This is a genomic window from Modicisalibacter sp. 'Wilcox' (assembly GCF_010993675.1).
GTDB classification, from domain to species: domain Bacteria; phylum Pseudomonadota; class Gammaproteobacteria; order Pseudomonadales; family Halomonadaceae; genus Modicisalibacter; species Modicisalibacter tunisiensis.
Genome location: NZ_WNXF01000001.1, coordinates 192,373 through 210,498, shown reverse-complemented (window position 1 = coordinate 210,498; position 18,126 = coordinate 192,373). Strand labels below are relative to the sequence as shown.

Below are 18,126 nucleotides of genomic sequence, written 5' to 3'. Positions count from 1 at the left end.
CTGAAAGCGTCAGGATCCCGGTGAGCCGGCGCCGGTGTGCAGGGTCTGCGTCAGGCAGCCTAGGCGTGGCCCGCCGACATGCAGGGTAACTCGGCCCTCGCCACGGATCAGCCAGCGGGCACGGGCACGATGGCCGCTGCCCCGCGAGCGCTGGTACCAGGGCATGTGGGCCGCCTCGTCGAGGCCGCGTCCCCAGCCCTCGAGATGGCCCAGATGCTGCCGTGCCCGGCCGGGCTCGCATAGCCGGCAACCCTCGGTCTCCAGCCAGGCCTCGACGCCGACGTTCCAGGGGCGCTCGCGCGCGGCATTGACGCCGTGGGTCGGCAAGTAGCCGCGGTTCTCCACCGTGACCCGCAGTTCCCGGTAGTCGCCGCCCAGCGGCTCGCAGCGCATCTCGGCGATCGCCAGCCGTGGCACCAGCGAGGCCACGCGCAGCCAGTAGTCGGCGATCCCCGCACACAGCGCCGGCAACGCCTCGGGTGGCGGGTTCCACAACCCGATCACCGGGTCCAGGCCGCCGGCCTCCAGCGCGCCCAGCTGCGGGTGCGCGAGCGCCTGCCAGGGCCGGAACAGTCGCCGGGCATTGTGCGTGGCGTCCCAGTCCGCCAGCCGTTCCATCGCCGCGCGATCGAAGGTGGTGTAATGCTCGACGAAGCGCCGGGGGCGCGGCTGTCCGAGCCGCTCGAACAGGTCCCACAGCTCGCAGACCTGGGCCACACAGCCGCGCTGATGATAGGCGAACTCGGTGAGATCGCCATGCAGCGGCGTCTCGGGCGCGTAGGTGAACTCCTCGAAGCCGCTGACGGTGGGGTAGCCGACGCACGCCCGGCCCCAGGCGGCCAGCTGCCGGTAGACGGCCAGATCGCCCGGGTCCATGCGCGCGTCCGGGGCGTCGATCAGCGGGCGGATGAACACCCCGCCGAAGGTGTGCAGGTTGAGCCAGGCGTAGAGCTGCGGATGGGCGACGGCGAACTCGATCACCGCGCGGGTCTCGGGCTCGCTGCCGGGGTAGGGGCCGGCGCCGACCTGCCCGGGCTCCGCGTGCCAGTCCCAGGGGAAGTTGCGGTTGAAGTCCGGGGTGCCCTCGAGCCACTGCGGCTCGGGGATCGTCTCGCCGTCCCAGCCGTCGATGACGCCTTCGGGGTAGAGCCGCCAGTAGGGCGGCGGGTCCTCGACCCGGCGTGGCAGCATCAGCCCCGGGTGCTGCGGCGAGGCGACGAAATCGCCGGCGGGGTCGGGCAGGCGCAGGTAGCGACAGCGGCCGTCGCCGTCGAGATCCTGATGGCGCCAGCGCGGCAGATCCGGCGCGCCCTGGCTGGGCCGTGGTGCGGAGCGCACGAAGCCGCCCCGGCGAAGCACCGGCTCGGCGCCGTCCGGCGACAGGCGCGGGCAGATGTAGAAGGGCACGTCGCGCAGGAACGCGCGCAGATGCTCGGGCAGGTGTTCCGGGAAGGCATCGGTAGGCCCGCCGGGCAGGACACCGAGGCCCAGGTGCAGCGCCAGGGCCGCCTCGGCCACCGCCAGGGCGACGCTGGAACCGGCCAGTTCGGCGCCGTGCATGTTGCCGTCGACCCATACGGCGGGGCGACTCCGCTGCGGCTCCGGGCCGACGGTCAGCACCCAGATCTCGCGGCCTTCCGGCGTGGTGCCGATGCTCGAGAGCGCGACCAGCTCGGGATACGCCGCCGCCCACCCCTCGAGCCGGCGGGTCAGCGCCGCGTAGTCCAGATAGCCGCTGCGGAAGTCGTCGTCACCCGTCGTCGCTGGCATATCCCGTCCCTCCCACATTCCCCGCTCTGGAACAGTATGGTCCAGCGCGGCGGCGTCTTTTCGTTGTGCCTGCGGCTTCAATTAAAAGAGCGACATGCTTCGCGCTTTATTAGCAGACATAATCTGCATGTCCGCTTCTGGCCGAAAGCTGACTAAAAAATTGGCAAAGTCCCATGGCCATGCCAGTGGAGTGCTGGGAGGTTTCTATTTCGCCACACCGCCTCTATTCGAGGCCATTCAGGATGTGTCGTGCCAGGGATGCATAGTCACCGTCGAAATGGTGTCCGCCTCGGGTCCTGATTCGTTCGGCGCGATCGAAAACGGCAGCCGGGCAGGCGCTGTCCTGCTCGTCTTCACCGTAAAAGCATTGAACCTTCCCGAGGTCGAGTTTGCTCACCTCGGGAAGCACGGGCAGCTCGTCCTGGCTCGAGCGGCCCAGCAGGCGATCGGCGACATGGATGCCGAAAGAGGCCTCCCGTGCCAAGCCGAGCAGTGAAATGCGCACGACATGCTGCTTGAGTTCATCGGGCAGCCGGTTGACAGCGAACGGCATGACATCGGCGCCGAACGAATAGCCGATCAGGATCACCCGAGGCCGCCCCCAGGCCGCTCGATAATGGCGGAGGAGGGCAGCCAGGTCCGTGGCGATCTGGTCCGGGGTCTTTTCATGCCAGAAGTAACGCAGGGAGTCGACACCGACCACCGGCACCCCCGCGTCCTGCAGGTGCTTGCCGAGGGTCTGGTCGATATCCCGCCAGCCGCCGTCACCCGACCAGAACACCGCCATGAGCTGCCCATTGCCCGCGACGGGGTACTCGACAAGCGGCAGGTCGGCGAGCATCGCGCTGGCCGCACTCGGGCCCTTCACTGTCTGGGCCAGCAGGCCGCCAGGGCTGGCCACCGTGGTGGTCAGCACCAATAGCAGGCCACAGAGCCGTCGAGTCCGGTTCATTTGCCGATCAGCCCCCTCATGCCGCCACTGATGAGCAGGGCGGCGTCACCCAGTGTGCGCGTCATCTCGACCCCGGGGCGTGCCGCCAGGTAACGCGGGCGCCAGACGGGATTGAACTTCGCCTTGTAGGCACGCAAGCCCTGGAAGTTGTAGAAGTGTTCGGCATGGCGAAACATGAGTGCGCCGGCCCGGGAAAGGGCGGGCGCCGAGGCTCGCTCCTCCAGTCCCGCCATCGGCGCCATGCCCAGGTCAAACTCGGCGTAGCCTTCCTGGCGTCCCCACAGCATCAACTCGATGAAGAGCTGATCCATCACCCCGTTGGGGGCGTCGTCCCGGTGGCGCATCAGGTCGACGGACAGCTCGCGTCGATCGGGGGTGGCGCAGAGGTTGGCGAAGGCGAGAAGGCGCCCCTCGAGCCGGATCGTCGCGATGGGGAAGCGCTGGATATAGTCGACCTCGAAACGCCCCAGGGAAAAGCCCTTCTCCCTGGCGTTCTTGGCCTTCAGCCACTGATCCGAGACCCCCTGCAGCTCATCGACAAGGGTCGGCACGGCGGCCTGGGGGATCACCTCGAAGACGAGTTGCTCGCGCCGCCCTCGGTTCAGGGCCTGCCGCAACCTGGATCGGTCGGCCCCTTGCAGGTCGAAATTACCAAGCGGCACGTAGGCTTGTTCCCCGAGCTTCTGAAATGCCAGCCCGGCCTCGGCGAATATCGGCATGGCTTCAGGGGTGATCTGGTAGAACGAGGCGCGTCCGCCGTTCCGGCGGCAGGTCTCCAGGAACGTCCAGACCAGCTCACGCCGCTCATCGAGGCGGCCGACCGGCTCACCCATGGCGATCCAGCTCACGCCATGGATGCCGAACATGATGAAGCTCTGCCCGCTCTGGCTGAACAGCAGAGGCTTGTCGCCGAGCAGCGCCAGCCAGCTCGAAGAACCCGCGTTCTCCGCCCCTTGAATGACTCCCTCGGCGCGGGCCAGATCCGTCGATGTCGGCAGGGTGGTAGCCGAGCCTGAGGGGGTCGGGCGCAGCGCCAGACGCAGGGCCACCAGTGCCAATACCGCCACGATACCGAGACTCGCGCGCAGGAAGCGCGGCGCGCCCTGATCGAGGACGAAGGTCCACCACAACTCATGGGAATATTCGACATGCCGGTAGGCAAAGAAGCCGAGCCACAAGTACGTGATGACCACGGCGGTGCTGACAATCAACCAGCCGATCGAGGGCGTCACGGCGAGCAGGCGGGTCCTGCGATCGAAGGCACGACGACAGGCGACGAGGGCGGCCAGGGTCGTGGCGAGCGCCAGCACCTCAGGCCAGGTTGTGCCCCTGAATAGCGAGAAGAGGAGTCCGCCGACGAGACAGCTGCAAGCCAGCAGCCAGGCGCCATTGAGCCGGTGGCGTAGCCCGTCGGCGACCAGCAGGAGAGCCGCCCCCATCACGCTGCCTGCAAAGTGCGACACCTCCATCACACCGAGGGGCACCAGCGCGACCAGCCAGTCCTTGCCGGCGTCGGTGCTCGGTACCGCTGCCGAGGTGAGCAGCACAATACCCGACGCGAATACCAGTACGGCAAACAGCGAGGGCGCCAGGGGCAGGGTCCAGGTCACGAGCCCTCTGGCAGGGCGCCGCAGGGTATGCCAGGCGAGCAGCAGTCCGGTCAGAAGGAGGGGGAGCAGATAGTAGATGAGGCGATAGGTCACTAGCGCCGCGATCGTCCCCGTTCTGGCCTCCTGGGGGACGGCGAGGAGAATGATCGCTTCGAAGACGCCGATGCCGCCGGGCACGTAACTGAGGAGCCCGACGCTGTTGGCAAAGACGAAGAGCCCCAGGAACCCTGCCGGACCGAATCCCGCATGATCGGGCATGAGGAGGTAGAGTGCCATTGCTGCAAGCGCATGATCGACGAGTGAAATCCCGATCTGACCGGCCGCGAGTGGTACGGTTGGCACGCTCAGCCCATGACCACGCCAGTGCAGGCGCGGGATTTTCAGGGCGGCCAGCAATAGCCATCCCATGGGGATGCAAAGCAGAACACCCCCCAGGAAAGGGCCGAACCATGTCGGCAATGTCACCAGTTCCGTCAGGCGCCGGCCCTCGCCAAGGAGAGCGATGCCGAAGATAGCCGTGATCCCCAGCAAGGTGGTCAAGGCGACGAAGCCAATGATCCTGGCGATCTCCAGGGCATTCAGGCCCCAGCTGCCATAGATCTTGTAGCGTAAGGCGCCCCCGCTTAGCATGTTCAGCCCCACACTGTACGACAGTGCGCAGGCGGTGAAGGAAGCGAAGGCGATACGTCGATAGGGCAGCGACCGGCCGATCCAGTAAACCGCCAGGCGGTCGTACCCCGTGAGTGCAAGATAGCTTCCTGCTGTGGCTATGGTGGCCAGCAGGATGGCCATTGGTGACTGGGAGCCGAGCTGTCGCTGGATAGTCCGCACATCGAACTGTGACAACCCATGGTGAATCAATGCTATGGCCAGGCCAAACAACACCAGGCCGATAAGCGTCGGCGCTGCCTGTCGCAACCTCGTCCCGAAGCGAAAGGGTCTGATGGCCATTTTATGAGCATGTATTCCCAGTGCGGATGTCGATAGTTCTTAGGTCGTTTAAAGAGTGCTGGAGTTACCGGCAACATTTATTGGCAGCAATGATTGATGATCCGGCAAGGGATTTCTCGCCGCCTTTGCGCAGGATGATCCGCTCTTCGCAATGGCGGTTGCGCTTCATCGCGAGATTTCCTTCTATCAGGCTAAACATAGCGGAAACTCGCATTGACGGTGGACCGGTGTCGGGGGAAAAGGTCAATCACAGGGGGCCGACATGTGCATGCCTTGGGCAACATCAAGTCGCCACCCATGAAAAAAGCCGGGGCGTTGCGCCCCGGCTCGAGTCAGCATGGCGTAGCCCGGGAGTCGATCGGGCCGCTCATGACCGAGGGGATCAGTCGTCGTCGGCGAGGATGACGTGGTTCTCGCCGGCGAGCACTTCATCCCAGGCCTGGTCGAGGCTGTATCCCTGGCAGGCATCGATGGTGTCGAGTACCTCGACGGCATGCTGCAGGGACTCGCCGTGGGCTTTCAGCGCGACCACGACCTTGGCCAGGTCCTGCTTGCTGAAGGTGCTGGCGATAAGATCGGCCTGTTCGGTCAACTGGATGTTGTTCATTGTTCACTCCTCATGCAAGGTCATCATTGCCCGGGAAGCATCCCGCCCCGGGTTGCCATCGGCGATGGCGTTCTGGTGCCTTGGCTACGCATGCCGGGCCGGATAAGCGCCCGAGGCTGCACTGCGGCAGGGTCATCAGTGTTCCAAGACCGTCGCTCCTGACGCCTGGATCGAGGATGGCATGGCGCTCAGGTGGTAGCCGGGCGTCGGTCAGTGAATCGAGGTGATGATTCCCTGTCCGGCGCCGTGATTTCACTATGGGTCAGGGCGCGATATCCCACAAAGCGCCATTGGGCGCACAAGCCGTTGTAGCTTAACTACACGATGGACGCCCGGCGTCGGGATCGGTAGCGGGACTACGAGATCGTGAATGAGCACGATGGCGATTCCGGCGTCGTGCCCTGTTGGAGGTTGGCTCATGGACAATCTGTTTGCCGGGATTCCCGAGCGTCTCGATGACGAGCTGTTCGAGTCGATCATCGAAAACGAGGCCGTGACGGTGGAGCGGATCGTCTCGCGCGGGCAGCGTTCGCCGGCGTCGGGCTGGTACGACCAGGCGCGCGACGAGTGGGTGGTGGTGCTCAAGGGGAGTGCCATGCTGGCGTTCGAGCGAGGGGAGGAGATGACCCTGGCACCCGGCGATCATGTGCTCATCCCGGCGCACGTGCGCCATCGGGTCGCCTGGACCGACCCCGACGGCCCGACCGTCTGGCTGGCGATTCATTACTGACCGGTGGCCGTTGCCGGCCACCTCGGCGAGGCGGTGGATGGTCGATCCTCGAAAGCATGACCGGGTGGCGCGCCTGCCGACGATCGGCCTGGTCGGGACGGCGCACCGGGAAGGGACGTGAACGGCTTTCGGGGGCCCAAAAGAGAACGCCCAGCCCCTGATGGCAAGGGCTGGGCGATGATCGTGTCTTTTTCTTGAATATTGTTGTTGTTGGATTTCTTGGAGGCTGGCGTTGTTCTTGCTGATCTTCTCCAGCGACGCCGATTGTCGTGGCGCTTGAATTCGTCGCATGGCGGGTCGTTGACCGGCGGCGACGTAACAGTGAGCTGGCGTGCTCCGCCTCGCCCCCCTCGTCTTGCCCGGGGGACTTTTTTTGCATCCCTTGTTCTTCTTGTGTGATGCGTCTTGCCGCCGTGTCTTGTACTTGATCTTCGACGGTCTTCGGCTTCTTGGTGTTCTTGCCGTGACCTCGTCACCGTCGATTTGCCTTGTATTTCTTGCCGACGTCCTGCGTCGTTGCAATGGGCTCATGATCGATTTTGGCCCCCTTCGAGACAACTCCACTTTGGTGGCATAGCCATTCGTCGATCACGGCAAGGGAGCCGGGCGGTGCCGCTGCGGCCCCGGTTCGTTCAGCGACTCATACCTTCGGACTATGTCGCGCTGGGGCGTGGTGACCAAGACTCAATCGGTGTCACTCATCACAACCCTGTCAGGAGCACAGCCATGATCTACGCCAACCCGGGGAGCGGCGGTGCCGTCGTCTCGTTCGAGAAGCGCTACGGCAACTATATCGACGGCGAGTTCGTCGCCCCGCGCCAGGGCCGGTACTTCGACAACATCAGTCCGGTCCGCGGCGAGGTATTCTGCGAGATACCGCGCTCCACCGAGGAGGACATCGAGCTGGCGCTGGACGCCGCGCACCGGGCGGCGCCCGCCTGGGGCAAGACTTCGGCCGCCGAGCGCAGCAACATCCTGCTGAAGATCGCCGATCGCATCGAGCAGAACCTGGAGATGCTGGCCGTCGCCGAGACCTGGGACAACGGCAAGGCGGTGCGCGAGACCCTGAACGCCGACCTGCCGCTGGCGGTGGATCACTTCCGCTACTTCGCCGGCTGCATCCGCGCCCAGGAGGGCACGGCCGCCGACATCGACGCCAACACCGTGGCCTATCACTTCCACGAGCCGCTGGGCGTGGTGGGGCAGATCATCCCCTGGAACTTCCCGATCCTGATGGCCACCTGGAAACTCGCGCCGGCGCTGGCGGCGGGCAACTGCGTGGTGCTCAAGCCCGCCGAGCAGACCCCGGCGTCGATTCTCAAGGTCATGGAGCTGATCGGCGACCTGCTGCCGCCGGGGGTGGTCAACATCGTCAACGGCTACGGCGAGGAAGTCGGCCAGGCGCTGGCCACCAGCAAGCGCATCGCCAAGATCGCCTTCACCGGCTCCACGCCGGTGGGCTCGCACATCCTCAAGTGTGCCGCCGACACCATCATCCCCTCCACCGTGGAGCTGGGCGGCAAGTCGCCGAACATCTACTTCGCCGACATCATGAACGCCGAGCCCGAATTCATCGACAAGGCCATCGAGGGGCTGGTGCTGGCCTTCCTCAACCAGGGCGAGGTGTGCACCTGCCCGTCGCGGGCGTTGATCCAGGAGTCGATGTACGACGACTTCATGGCCAGGGTGGTCGAGCGTACCCGGGCGATCAAGCGCGGCAACCCGCTGGATACCGAGGTGCAGGTCGGCGCCCAGGCCAGCCAGGAGCAGTTTGACAAGATCCTGTCGTACATGGACGTGGCGCGCGAGGAGGGGGCCGAGTTCCTGACCGGCGGCGGCAGGGAGAGCTTCGATCCGGCCTACGACAAGGGCTTCTACATCCAGCCGACCCTGCTCAAGGGACGCAACAGCATGCGGGTCTTCCAGGAGGAGATCTTCGGCCCGGTGGTGGGCGTGACCACCTTCAAGGACGAGGCCGAGGCGCTGGCGATCGCCAACGATACCGAGTTCGGGCTCGGCGCGGGGGTCTGGACCCGCGACATGAACGTCGCCTTCCGCATGGGCCGCGGCATCCAGGCCGGGCGGGTATGGACCAACTGCTACCACCAGTATCCGGCGCACGCCGCCTTCGGTGGCTACAAGAAGTCCGGCATCGGTCGCGAGACCCACAAGATGGCCCTGGAGCACTACCAGCAGACCAAGAACCTGCTGGTCAGCTACGACACCAATCCGCTGGGCTTCTTCTGAGCCTTCACGATCGGTATCGACGGATCGGGCGCGCCAGTGGCGCGCCCGATCTCGTTACCGGACTATCCTGCCTGTACCGGTTATCCCGCCTGGTCGAAGCGTGCCCGAACCGCGTCGATGGCCGGCTGTCCGTCTTTGGCCTCGACCCCGTCGAGCCAGGTGGCCACCTCGTCGAGGTGCGAGCCGATCCACCGGCGTGCCACGTCCTCGGCCTTCTTTTCCTCGTGGCCGTGGGCGTCGACCCACTGGTTCTGATCGTCGATGTCCACCACCATCTGCGAGAAGAAGCGGTAGACATCCGCATCACGGGCCTCGAGGTCGGCGGGCAGCACGGTCCATACGGTGCTGCGGATGTCGGCTACGCCCGCATCGTCGCTGTCCGCTAGGTAGCGCAGGTCGTAGCTGATGTTCATCCAGTGCGGCTCCCAGCCGATGAAGGTGACCCACTGGTGGTTGTCGATCTTCTGCCCGGCCTGGGCCAGCATCGCGGCGGTGGAGCTTTCGCGCAGGCTCCAGTCGCCCAGTCCGGCGCGATCCGCCTCGATGGCCGCGTTGACGGCATTGTTGATGCCGGTGCCGGCCTCGATGCCGAGGATCTCGCCGTCGAAGCGGTCGCGGTAGGCATCCAGGTCCGCCACGCTGTGCACGCCGGCCTCGTACACGTAGTCGGGGACCACCAGGCCGGAGGTGGCGCCGCGGATATTGGCCGTGGCCTTGACCACCTTGCCCTGGTCGACCAGCGGCTCGACCATGTCCTCCTCGACCGGATACCAGCCGCCCAGATAGGCCTCCAGGTCGCCACGGGCCAGGCCGTCGAGAATCACGCTGACCGCCAGGTTGTTCTGCCGGGTGCGGTAGCCCATCGCCTCGAGCAGCTGGGCGGCCACCTCGCTCTTGACCGTCACCCCCGGCCAGGGCGGCACCCCCAAGCGTACGGTATCGATGTCGGCGCTGGCCGCCGCAGCGGTGCCCCCCAGGGGCAGGGCACAGAGCAGGGCAAGGGCGGTGGAGGGCAGCAGGGATCGGGTCATGGCAAGGCTCCTGATGACGAATGGTCGGTCCAGCCTATCCGCGGGGGCGGCCATCCCTTGCCGCAAGACGACGCTCGAGCCACGCCAGGCGTCATCATGGCGATTTCCGCGCTGCGCGCCATCCCGTTACAATGACGCCACGTACTCCTGGTGGATCTCGAGCGATGCATTGTCCCTTCTGCGGTAAGAACGACACCAAGGTCACCGATTCGCGCCTGGTCGCCGAGGGGGATCAGGTGCGCCGGCGGCGTCAGTGCGCCGCCTGCGGCGAGCGCTTCACCACCTACGAGACCGCCGAACTGATCATGCCGCGGGTGATCAAGGCCGACGGCTCGCGCGAGTCCTTCGATGCCCGCAAGCTGCGCGACGGCATGCTGCGCGCCCTGGAGAAGCGTCCGGTGAGTGCCGAATCGATCGAGGCGGCGGTGGAGCGGATCCGCCAGCGGCTGCGCGCGCGCGGCGAGCGCGAGATCGAGGCCCGCGAGATCGGCGAGGAGGTGATGCACGCGCTCAAGCGGCTCGACCAGGTGGCCTACATCCGCTTCGCCTCGGTCTACCGCCGCTTTCAGGACATCGACGAGTTCCGCGCCGAGATCGACCGGCTCGCCCAGGAGCCGAACTTCCTGCCCGGCGACGAGCCGCGCTGAGCCGGCCCGCCGGGCGTCCCATCTTGCCACCGTCGAGGAACGCATGGCCAAGGCGACCCCCGAATCCTTCATGGCCCGCGCGCTGGAACTGGCGCGACGCGGGCTCTATACCACCGATCCCAATCCGCGCGTGGGCTGCGTGCTGGTCAAGCAGCGTCGCGTGGTCGGCGAGGGCTGGCACGTGCGTGCCGGCGAGCCGCATGCCGAGATCCATGCTCTGCAGGCCGCCGGTGAGGCGGCGCGAGGCGCTACCGCCTACGTGACCCTCGAACCCTGCGCCCACCACGGCCGTACCGGGCCCTGCGCGCAGGCGTTGATCGAGGCCGGCGTGAAGCGGGTGGTGGTGGCGATGGAAGACCCCAATCCCGAGGTGGCCGGGCGTGGCCTGGCGATGCTGCGCGAGGCGGGGGTCGCCGTCGAGACGGGGCTGCTGGAAGCCGACGCCCGGCGGCTCAACCCGGGGTTCGTGTCGCGCATGACGCGTCGGCGGCCGTTCGTGCGGCTGAAGATGGCGATGAGCCTCGACGGGCGCACGGCCATGGCCAGCGGCGAATCGCAGTGGATCACCGGGCCGGCGGCGCGTACTCAGGTGCAGCGGCTGCGGGCCCGCTCCAGTGCGGTGATGACCGGGGTCGAATCGGTGATCCACGATGACTCGCGGCTGACGGTGCGGGCCGACCAGTTGGGGCTCGAGGCCGAGGCGGCGGGCCGGGTGGCCGAGCGCCAGCCGCTGCGGGTGATCGTCGATTCGCGCCTGCGCCTGCCGCTGGCGGCGGCGTGTCTGCGTGAGCCTGGGCGTACCCTGGTGGCGACCTGTGCCCGCGAACCGGCGCGCCGCGCCGCCCTCGAGGCGGCCGGCGCCGAGGTGCTCGAGCTGCCGTCGCTGGCCGAGCGGGTCGACCTGGCCGCACTGCTGCGCCATCTGGCGGCCGAGGAGGCCTGCAACGAGGTACTGCTGGAAACCGGCGCGACGCTCGCCGGGGCGATGCTCGACGCCGAACTGATCGACGAGATGCAGTTGTTCGTGGCGCCGACGCTGCTGGGCGGCGAGGCGCGCCCGCTGTTCGCCTTGCCGGGGTTGTCGCGCATGGCCCAGCAGCGCCCGTTGCAGATCGACGACATTCGTGCGGTGGGGCGCGACTGGCGCATCATCGCCCGCCCCGAACGCGTGAGCTGATGGTGTCGCGGGGCTGGCGCGCCGGGCCCCGGGCAGGTACCCTGACCGCCGACCTGACACGGCGTACAAGGCCGCGCAGCGTCGCCCGGTGACGACATTACCGGCCGGGCCGGGTCCTAGACATGCTGGGTCTGAAACATGAAGACCGGAGATTCCATGGCGCTTTCCAATTCCCACGCCGCCGATTCCGACTTGCCGACCCCCGGAGGGCTGGCGCGCGTCGAGGCGCTGATCGAAGACATTCGCCAGGGCAAGATGGTGATCCTCATGGATGACGAGGATCGCGAGAACGAAGGCGACATCATCATGGCCGCCGAAAAGGTCGAGGCCGAGCACATCAACTTCATGGCCCGGCATGCACGCGGACTGATCTGTCTGCCGATGACCCGCGAGCGCTGCGAGCGTCTCAAGCTGCCGCTGATGGTACGTGACAACGGTTCCGGCTTCGGCACCAAGTTCACCGTGTCGATCGAGGCCGCCGAAGGCGTCACCACCGGCATCTCCGCGGCCGACCGTGCCCGTACCGTACGTGCGGCGGTGGCGCGCGACGCCGTGCCGGCCGACATCGCCCAGCCCGGGCACATCTTTCCGCTGATGGCCGAGCCGGGCGGTGTGCTGCGCCGTGCCGGGCATACCGAGGCGGCCTGCGATCTGGCGGCGATGGCCGGCCTCGAGCCCAGCGGGGTCATCTGCGAGGTGATGAACGAGGACGGCAGCATGGCGCGGCGTCCCGAACTCGAGCGCTTCGCCGCCGAGCATGACCTGAAGATGGGCACCATCGCCGATCTGATCCACTACCGCATCCACAACGAGCAGACCGTCGAGCGGGTCGACAGCCAGACAGTGCAGACCGTCTTCGGCGAGATGACCCTGCATGTCTTCCAGGATCGCATCCAGGGAGCCCACCACCTGGCGCTGGTCAAGGGCGAGCCGCGCGCGGAAATGCCGACCACGGTACGCGTGCATCTGGCCGACAGCCTGCGGGACCTGCTGGCCCTTCAGAGGGGCGAGCAGCCCACCTGGACCGCCCATCGGGCTCTGGCGCATGTCGCCGCCGCGCCGGCGGGGGTGTTCGTGCTGCTCGACGACGGCCGCGCGCCCCTGGACCTGAAGACCCAGTTCGACATCTTCCTCGGCCGTCAGCGCGCCCCGCGCACCAGCGACTCCGACGGCGCCGGCAACTACCTGATGATCGGCACCGGCTCGCAGATCCTGCGTCAGCTGGGGGTGGGGCAGATGCGCCTGCTCAGTTCGCCCTGGAAATTCTCGGCCCTGTCGGGCTTCGACCTGGAAGTGGTCGAGCGGATCGATGCCGAGGCGGCGCCGGGCGCCGCCGACTGACACGCGCCCCGGTGCAGCCGCCGCGGCGGACCCCGCGGGGTCGACGCAGACATTCGCGTGGCGGTTGCCTAGAATAGGCTCCTTTTTGTCCAGGACATGGTTATGCAGCCGATATCTCAAGTCGAAGGTTCCTTCACCGACGTCGACGCTCGTTACGTGATCGTCGTCGGCCGGTTCAATCATCACGTCGTCGACAGCCTGGTCGAGGGCGCGGTCGACAGCCTGGTGCGCCACGGCGTCGACGAGGAAAACATCGACCTCGTGCACGTGCCCGGCGCCTGGGAGCTGCCGCTGGCGGTCAAGCGGGCCCTGAAGGTGGTCAAGCCGGATGCGGTGATCGCGCTGGGTGCGGTCATTCGTGGCGGCACGCCGCATTTCGAGCATGTCGCCGGCGGCTGCAACGCCGCGCTCGGCAACCTGCAGCTCGAGTATGAAACGCCCATCGCCAACGGCGTGCTGACGGTCAACTCCATCGAGCAGGCCATCGAGCGTGCCGGCACCAAGGCGGGCAACAAGGGCACCGAAGCCGCGATGGCGGCCATGGAGATGGTGTCATTGATGCGTCGCCTGGGAGGCCAGGCATGAGCGATCGCAAGCGTTCCGGCCAGGCGTCGCGTCAGGCGCGTCACGCGGCCCGCGAACTGGCCGTGCAGGCACTGTATCAGTGGCAGATGACCGGCAAGCCGGTGGCCACCGTGGAAGCGGAGTTCCGCAGTCAGGTGGCCGACGAGGATCTCGAGGACCACGAGAACTGGCACAAGGTCATGGAACTCGCCGACCTGGCGCTGTTCCACGAGCTGTTCCAGAACGTGGCTCGCTATCGCAGTGATCTGGACGCCGCCATCGCGCCGTTGCTCGATCGTCGGCTCGAGGATCTCGACAGCATCGAGCTGGCGATCCTGCGTCTGGGCGCCTACGAACTTTCTCATCGCCTCGAGGTGCCGTATCGCGTGGCGATCAGCGAAGGCGTCGAGCTGGCCAAGTCCTTCGGTGCCACCGACGGTCACAAGTACGTCAACGGCATCCTCGACAAGCTGGCCGCCCGCCTGCGGTCGACCGAGGTCAACGCGCGTCTTCGCTGACGTGCCGGCTGCCATGCCCAGCGAGTTCGAACTCATCGCCCGTTTCTTCGCACGCCCCTGCGACGCCGAGCCGGGTGTCGTGGCGGGGCCGGGCGACGATTGCGCGCTGCTGGCGCCGAGTGCCGGCAGCGAGCTGGCGGTGAGCGTCGACACCTCGGTCGTGGATGTGCACTTCCCGCAGGCGGCGCCGGCGGTGGCGATCGGCCATCGTGCGCTGGCGGTGGCGCTCAGCGACCTGGCCGCCATGGGAGCCCGGGCGCGCTGGTGCGCGCTGGCGGCGACCCTGCCCGAGGCCGACGAGGCGTGGCTGGAAAGCTTCGCCGCGGGCTTTCACGCCCTGTGCCGGCGCAGCCGGGTGGCGCTGGTCGGCGGCGATGTAACCCGCGGGCCGTTGAGCCTGTCGGTGACGGTGCATGGCGAGGTGCCGGCCGGCCGGGCGCTGCGCCGCTCGGGGGCCGAGGCTGGGGACATTCTGGCCGTGACCGGCGCGCTGGGCGGTGGTCGTGGCGGCCTCGCGGCCTGGCGTGACGGAGTGCGCGACCTCGATGATCCGCTGCTGCGTGCCTACCTGCTGCCGGAGCCCCGGCTGACCGCGGGCGAGGTGCTGCGCGAACTGGCGCATGCGGCGATCGATATTTCCGATGGCCTGCTGGCCGACCTGCAGCATCTGTGCACCGCCAGTGGCGTCGGGGCAGCGCTGCAACCCGAGGTACTGCCGCTGGCCGAGGGGCTGACGGCGCGGCTCGGCGAGGCGGCCGCCCGGGAGGCGGCACTCGCCGGTGGCGATGACTACGAACTGCTGGTCGCGCTGCCGCCCGAGGCCCTGAACGAGGCCGTCAATCGCCTTCAGACGCTCGGCCTGCCGCTGACGCCGATCGGCCGGGTGGTCGGCGAACCGGGCATTCATGGCATCGATGACAGCACCCGCCCCACGGGCTGGCAGCATTTCCCGGGAGGGACGCCATGAACCGGGCTCCCTCCAGCGTCTGGCGCCGTCCTACCCACTTCTTCGCCTTCGGGCTGGGCAGCGGTGCGGTGCCGTTCGCCCCCGGCACCTTCGGCACCCTGGCGGCGATTCCCTTCTACTGGCTGATGTCCGGGCTCACCCTGTCCTGGTATCTGGGGCTGGTGCTGGTCGCCGGACTGATCGGCATCTGGCTGTGCGAGAAGACATCCCGGGATCTGGGCGTCCACGATCACTCCGGCATCGTCTGGGACGAGTTTGTCGGCTACTGGCTGACCATGGCGGCGGTGCCGTTTTCGTGGCAGGCGGCGCTGTGGGGATTCGTGGTGTTCCGGGTGTTCGACATCATCAAGCCCTGGCCGATTCGCCTGGTCGACCGGCGCGTCGCCGGGGGCTTCGGCATCATGTTCGACGACATTCTCGCCGGTGTTTACGCCTGGAGCACCATGCACCTGTGGTTCTGGCTGCACTGAGTCCCGCGCCCGTCGCGCTTGAAGTTTTTCCGCGCTGCCCGCATAGCAGGTTCCAGATGGGTAATTCGACCCAGCGGACAAGGGTGAACGATGAGCGAACGCGACCAAGACGCACCGGATATTCTCCTGGACTCCAGCGCTTCCCGTGACGACGGCGAACAGGCGCCGCGCGGGGCGGTGGTGCCTACCCAGGAATACCTGCCCGAACGCATCTACCTGTTGCCGATCCACAACCGCCCGTTCTTTCCCGCCCAGGTGCAGCCGTTGCTGATCCAGCGCCGGCGCTGGGAGGAGACCATGCAGCGGGTTGCCGATACGCCGCATCACGTGGTGGGGGTAGCCTACGTCGGTGATGCCGGCGTCGACCAGCTCGGCCACGAGGACTTCCCGACGATCGGCACCGCGGTCAAGGTGCACAAGGCGCAGGGCGAGGAGCAGCAGATCCAGTTCATCGCCCAGGGCATGCGGCGCTTTCGGATCGTGCGCTGGCTGTCGAAGACCCCGCCCTATCTGGTCGAGGTCACCTATCCCAAGGAGCCGGTCGACGCCGAGGAGAACGAGGCGCGCGCCTATGCCATGGCACTGATCAACGGCATCAAGGAGCTGTTGCCGATCAACCCGCTCTATGGCGAGGAGCTCAAGCAGTACCTCAATCGCTTCAGCCCTCAGGAGCCGGGGCCGCTGACCGATTTCGCCGCGGCCATCACCTCTGCCAAGGGGCCGGAACTCCAGGAAGTGCTCGAGACGCTGCCGGTGATGGCGCGCATGCAGAAGGTGCTGCCGCTGCTGCGCAAGGAGATCGAGGTCGCCCAGCTGCAGAGCGAGATCAGCGAGCAGGTCAACGCCCAGATGCAGGAGCGCCAGCGCGAGTTCTTCCTGCGCGAGCAGCTCAAGGTGATCCAGAAGGAACTGGGCATCTCTAAGGACGATCGCGAGAACGACGTCGATACCTTCCGCGCCCGGCTGGAGCACCTGACGGTGCCGGAACGCGTCCAGACACGCATTGACGAGGAGCTCGACAAGCTCTCGGTGCTCGAGACCGGCTCGCCCGAATACGGCACCACGCGCAACTATCTCGACTGGCTGACCTCGCTGCCGTGGGGCGTGACCTCCGACGATCAGCTCGATCTCAAGCATGCGCGCACGGTGCTCGACCGCGATCACGACGGCTTGAACGACGTCAAGGAACGGATCATCGAGTTCCTCGCCGAGGGCACCTTCAAGGGCGACGTGGGTGGTTCGATCCTGCTGCTGGTTGGCCCGCCGGGGGTCGGCAAGACCTCGGTGGGGCGCTCCATCGCCGAGGCGCTGGGCCGGCGTTTCTATCGCTTCTCGGTGGGCGGCATGCGTGACGAGGCCGAGATCAAGGGCCATCGGCGCACCTATATCGGCGCCATGCCCGGCAAGCTGGTCCAGGCGATCAAGGAGGTCGAGGTCGAGAACCCGGTGATCATGCTCGACGAGATCGACAAGCTGGGCCAGTCCTTCCAGGGCGACCCGGCCTCGGCACTGCTCGAGGTACTTGATCCGGAGCAGAACGTCGACTTCCTCGATCACTACCTCGACGTGCGCATGGACCTGTCCAAGGTGCTGTTCGTGTGCACCGCCAACACCCTGGACTCGATCCCCCCGGCGCTGCTCGATCGCATGGAGCAGATTCGCCTGTCCGGCTACATCGCCGAGGAGAAGGTGGCGATCGCCAAGCACCACCTGTGGCCGCGGCTGCTCGAGCGTGACCGCATCGCCAAGAAGCGCATCAACCTGACCGATGCCGCGCTCCGGCAGGTGATCGAGGGCTATGCCCGCGAGGCCGGGGTGCGTCAGCTCGAGAAACAGCTGCATCGCATCGTGCGCAAGGCGGCCGTGAAGCTGCTGGAGAACGACCAGCAGACGGTCAAGGTGTCGGTCAACAACCTCGAGGACTACCTCGGTGCGCCGCTGTTCCGCAAGGAGCAGGTGCTCAAGGGCGTCGGCGTGGTCACCGGCCTGGCCTGGACGGCGATGGGCGGGGCGACGCTGCCCATCGAGGCCACCAAGGTGCATGCCCTGACCCGCGGGCTGAAGCTCACCGGCAAGCTCGGCGACGTGATGCAGGAGTCGGCCAACATCGCCTACAGCTATGCGCTGGGGCATCTCGGCGACTACGGTGCCGATGCCGACTTCTTCAACGAGGCCTTCGTGCACCTGCACGTGCCCGAGGGGGCCACGCCCAAGGACGGCCCCTCGGCGGGGGTGACCATGACCACGGCGCTGCTCTCGCTGGCGCGCAACCAGGCCGTCGGCCGCCCGCTGGCGATGACCGGCGAGCTGACCCTGACCGGTCAGGTGCTGCCGGTGGGCGGGATCCGCGAGAAGATCATCGCCGCGCGCAGGAGCGATCTCTTCGAGGTGATCCTGCCCGAGGCCAACCGGCGCGACTACGAGGAACTGCCGGACTACCTGAAGGAGGGCATGACCGTGCATTTCGCCAAACAGTACAAGGATGTCGCCCGGGTGGTGTTCGACTGAGACGGGGCGCGCCGGTCGTGAGGACGGGGTGAGAGG

General features: G+C 67.0%; 15 protein-coding genes. 10 read left to right on the top strand and 5 right to left on the bottom strand.

Features of this window, described 5'->3' with window-relative positions; all coding sequences use genetic code 11:
• Nucleotides 1-9: 9 nt before the first annotated feature.
• From G7A98_RS00930 to G7A98_RS00915, 4 genes are all read right to left on the bottom strand, one after another.
• The gene (locus G7A98_RS00930; RefSeq protein WP_163647605.1) at nucleotides 10-1,770 is read right to left on the bottom strand and encodes a M14 family metallopeptidase; all 1,761 of its coding nucleotides are present in this window, start codon (nucleotides 1,768-1,770) and stop codon (nucleotides 10-12) included.
• A gap of 223 nt (nucleotides 1,771-1,993) precedes the next feature.
• The gene (locus G7A98_RS00925) at nucleotides 1,994-2,722 is read right to left on the bottom strand and encodes an AcvB/VirJ family lysyl-phosphatidylglycerol hydrolase (RefSeq protein ID WP_163647604.1); all 729 of its coding nucleotides are present in this window, start codon (nucleotides 2,720-2,722) and stop codon (nucleotides 1,994-1,996) included.
• Nucleotides 2,719-5,283: a bifunctional lysylphosphatidylglycerol flippase/synthetase MprF gene (gene mprF, locus G7A98_RS00920; protein ID WP_163647603.1), complete on the bottom strand. Its 2,565-nt coding sequence runs from the start codon at nucleotides 5,281-5,283 to the stop codon at nucleotides 2,719-2,721. The genes G7A98_RS00925 and mprF overlap by 4 nt, the downstream gene beginning before the upstream one ends.
• Nucleotides 5,284-5,665: 382 nt before the next feature.
• On the bottom strand, nucleotides 5,666-5,890 hold the full coding sequence (locus tag G7A98_RS00915) for a hypothetical protein (RefSeq protein WP_163647602.1): 225 nt from the start codon (nucleotides 5,888-5,890) through the stop codon (nucleotides 5,666-5,668).
• A gap of 418 nt (nucleotides 5,891-6,308) precedes the next feature.
• On the opposite strand from G7A98_RS00915, the gene G7A98_RS00910 reads away from it, so the two are divergent.
• Together G7A98_RS00910 and G7A98_RS00905 are read left to right on the top strand one after the other, a co-directional pair.
• Nucleotides 6,309-6,620 carry a cupin domain-containing protein gene (locus G7A98_RS00910; RefSeq protein WP_163647601.1) on the top strand — a complete coding sequence of 104 codons (312 nt, stop codon included), beginning with the start codon at nucleotides 6,309-6,311 and terminating at the stop codon, nucleotides 6,618-6,620.
• A 726-nt stretch (nucleotides 6,621-7,346) separates the two neighbouring features.
• Nucleotides 7,347-8,867, top strand: coding sequence for an aldehyde dehydrogenase family protein (locus G7A98_RS00905; protein WP_163647600.1), 1,521 nt, complete (start codon nucleotides 7,347-7,349; stop codon nucleotides 8,865-8,867).
• Nucleotides 8,868-8,947: 80 nt separating this feature from the next.
• Here G7A98_RS00905 and G7A98_RS00900 read toward each other — a convergent pair whose 3' ends face one another.
• Complete coding sequence (locus tag G7A98_RS00900; RefSeq protein ID WP_163647599.1) at nucleotides 8,948-9,898, bottom strand: ABC transporter substrate-binding protein; 951 nt, start codon at nucleotides 9,896-9,898, stop codon at nucleotides 8,948-8,950.
• A 164-nt stretch (nucleotides 9,899-10,062) separates the two neighbouring features.
• Between G7A98_RS00900 and nrdR the strand changes: the two genes are divergently transcribed.
• The 8 genes from nrdR to lon all read left to right on the top strand — a co-directional run bounded on the left by nrdR (nucleotide 10,063) and on the right by lon (nucleotide 18,090).
• On the top strand, nucleotides 10,063-10,545 hold the full coding sequence (nrdR, locus tag G7A98_RS00895) for a transcriptional regulator NrdR (protein WP_163647598.1): 483 nt from the start codon (nucleotides 10,063-10,065) through the stop codon (nucleotides 10,543-10,545).
• A 43-nt stretch (nucleotides 10,546-10,588) separates the two neighbouring features.
• Nucleotides 10,589-11,722 carry a bifunctional diaminohydroxyphosphoribosylaminopyrimidine deaminase/5-amino-6-(5-phosphoribosylamino)uracil reductase RibD gene (ribD, locus tag G7A98_RS00890; RefSeq protein ID WP_163647597.1) on the top strand — a complete coding sequence of 378 codons (1,134 nt, stop codon included), beginning with the start codon at nucleotides 10,589-10,591 and terminating at the stop codon, nucleotides 11,720-11,722.
• A 156-nt stretch (nucleotides 11,723-11,878) separates the two neighbouring features.
• Nucleotides 11,879-13,063 (top strand): bifunctional 3,4-dihydroxy-2-butanone-4-phosphate synthase/GTP cyclohydrolase II, encoded by a 1,185-nt coding sequence (ribBA, locus tag G7A98_RS00885; protein WP_163647596.1) that lies wholly within the window; start codon nucleotides 11,879-11,881, stop codon nucleotides 13,061-13,063.
• Nucleotides 13,064-13,165: 102 nt separating this feature from the next.
• On the top strand, nucleotides 13,166-13,648 hold the full coding sequence (gene ribE / locus G7A98_RS00880) for a 6,7-dimethyl-8-ribityllumazine synthase (RefSeq protein ID WP_163647595.1): 483 nt from the start codon (nucleotides 13,166-13,168) through the stop codon (nucleotides 13,646-13,648).
• Nucleotides 13,645-14,145, top strand: coding sequence for a transcription antitermination factor NusB (gene nusB / locus G7A98_RS00875; protein ID WP_163647594.1), 501 nt, complete (start codon nucleotides 13,645-13,647; stop codon nucleotides 14,143-14,145). The genes ribE and nusB overlap by 4 nt, the downstream gene beginning before the upstream one ends.
• Nucleotides 14,146-14,158: 13 nt before the next feature.
• Nucleotides 14,159-15,112, top strand: a complete 954-nt coding sequence (gene thiL, locus G7A98_RS00870) for a thiamine-phosphate kinase (protein WP_163647593.1) — start codon at nucleotides 14,159-14,161, stop codon at nucleotides 15,110-15,112.
• Nucleotides 15,109-15,582: a phosphatidylglycerophosphatase A gene (locus tag G7A98_RS00865; RefSeq protein WP_163647592.1), complete on the top strand. Its 474-nt coding sequence runs from the start codon at nucleotides 15,109-15,111 to the stop codon at nucleotides 15,580-15,582. The genes thiL and G7A98_RS00865 overlap by 4 nt, the downstream gene beginning before the upstream one ends.
• Nucleotides 15,583-15,672: 90 nt before the next feature.
• Nucleotides 15,673-18,090 (top strand): endopeptidase La, encoded by a 2,418-nt coding sequence (gene lon / locus G7A98_RS00860; protein ID WP_163647591.1) that lies wholly within the window; start codon nucleotides 15,673-15,675, stop codon nucleotides 18,088-18,090.
• Nucleotides 18,091-18,126 lie beyond the last annotated feature (36 nt).